Here is a 2,382-nt window from a genome sequence, read left to right on the forward strand (position 1 = left end):
CGTGTCCCCGGTGTTGTTGTGGTCAAGCGGGATAGATTGGGTAACATCGACCGTGACCGTCAGGCCCTGGCCGTTCTGCACCGCCGATAACTCAACGGTGAGCGCCGGCTCGCCATTGAGGGTACCGACAATGTCACCGTCACTGTTGAGGGCAAAGTCCAGAGCTTGGCCGCCAGAGGTCAGCTCGGCTTTCAGTTCTGTGATTAAGGCGGTTACCTGCGCTGGGTCAACCGCAAGGCTCGTAGGCACAAGGCGGTCTTCGCCCGCCGTCAGCTCGAAGCTGCCGGATTGCGTGGCCGGGTAGCTGGTGTCGGTATCCGCAGGGTTAACACCATCACCGTCGGTGTCCAAGTCCCCTTCAGTCAGGGTAATGGTGCCGAAATAGCTTCCCGATGCATCATCGCCATCACTGACGGTGATAGCCATGATGCCATTGGCTGGGTCACCGTCCTTGTCCGTTGCGGTGACATTGAGGTTAAACAGGGTCGACTCGCTGTCGCCTTGGTCGATAGGTCCGGTTACCTTCACATCGTAGGTGCCGTCGGTATTAACGGTCACCGTCATGATTGGGGTGTTATCGATATCGAACACCGTCAGGGTATCACCCACTACGGTAAAGCTGGTCGCATAGCCATTGCTGGTAAGGCCTGTCAGGCTTGGCTGATCAGACTGGAACACCACGGTGTCTATCTCATCCGAGCCGACATTGAGTGGGATCTGGCCAGAAATGACCAGCCCCTTGTCATCCGTTTCATCGATAGACACACCGCTGTCAGCACCGAAGGACGGATTGTCGCCGTCGGTGATTTTGATATCTACCGTTGCGGGTGCGGTGAGGTCATCACCATCGGTATCTTCAGCCTGCACCGGCAGGTTGATATGGATGTCGTCACCCAAGAAGGTCACATAACCGGTGGTGCTAGTGCCATCGTTATCCAACGGAACGTGCTGGACCACGCTGACCGTTACCTTGATATCCTGCCCCTGTTCGACCGCAGACAAGGAGACCGTCAACGCGGTTTCACCACTTGGTAGCTTACCAATCAGGTTGCCGTCACCATCGACGGTAAACGTCAGTGCCTCATCGCCTGAGGTCAGCTCGGCCTGCAGCTCGGCAATCAGGTCAGCCTGCTGCGCTGGGTCAATTTTCACCGAGCCCGGTACCAGTTTGTCCTCGCCCGCTTTGATGACGAACGAGCCCGACTGTGAAGCAGGGTAACTGGTATCTGTATCACCGGCTTTCGCGCCATCACCCAAGGTATCCAAATCCCCTTCGGTAAGGGTCACACTGCCCGTGTCACCGCCGGCCGCATCGCTGCCGTCAGTGATATTGATTACCATGGTGCCGTTGGCCGGGTCGCCATCCTTGTCCGTCGCGGTCACATTGAGGCTGATAGACTCCGTCAGGCTATCAGACTGGTCAACCGGGCCGGTCATGGTCACGGTGTACGAACCATCCGTGGCCACCACAACCGTCATCACCGGGTTGTTGGCACTGTCGAGTACCGTCAAGGTGTTGCCCGATACCGTGAAAGTGGTTGCCTCGCCATTGCTGGTCAGGCCGGTTAGCCCCGGTTGGGCGTTCTGGAACACCACTGTGATTATTTCATCCGAGCCCACATCGAGTGGGATTTGACCCGATACAGGGGAAGCCTTATCCGTGGTCTCATCAACAGTGGTGCCGGTATCGATACCGAACGACTGCACATCACCGTCTTTGATGATGATACCCACCACCGCGGCCGTGGTCAGATCATCGCCATCGGTATCTTTGGCCTGCACCGGTACATTGATTTGCAACTGGTCATCTTTCGATGAGATGAAGCCTGCCGTGTCCCCGGTGTTGTTGTGGTCAAGCGGGATAGATTGGGTAACATCCACAGTGACTGTAAGGCCCTGCCCATTCTGTACCGCCGACAACTCAACAGTGAGCGCTGGTTCGCCATTGAGGGTGCCGACAATGTCGCCGTCACTGTTGAGGGCAAAGTCCAGTGCCTGCCCGCCAGAGGTCAGTTCAGCTTTCAGTTCCGTGATTAAGGCAGTTACCTGCGCTGGATCTACGACAACAGAATTAGGAACCAAGCGGTCTTCGCCCGCCACCAACTCGAAGCTGCCGGATTGTGTGGCCGGGTAGCTGGTGTCGGTATCCGCTGGGTTAACACCATCACCGTCGGTGTCCAAGTCCCCTTCGGTCAGGGTAATGGTGCCGTAGTAATTCCCCGGCGCATCATCACCATCACTGACGGTGATAGCCATGGTGCCATTGGCAGGGTCGCCATCCTTATCGGTCACTGTGACATTGAGGTTAAACAGGGTGGACTCACTGTCACCCTGATCGATGGGCCCAGTTACGATCACATCGTAGCTGCCGTCCGTATTGAC

At 56.8% G+C, this 2,382-nt stretch carries 1 pseudogene; it reads right to left on the bottom strand.

Annotated features, from left to right (window positions below):
• Positions 1–2,382: pseudogene (locus tag BIZ37_RS29880) on the bottom strand (hcalcium-binding protein); the annotation flags it as partial.

Origin of the sequence: Photobacterium sp. BZF1 (assembly GCF_014349205.1) — a bacterium.
In the GTDB taxonomy this organism is placed as follows: Bacteria; Pseudomonadota; Gammaproteobacteria; order Enterobacterales; family Vibrionaceae; genus Photobacterium.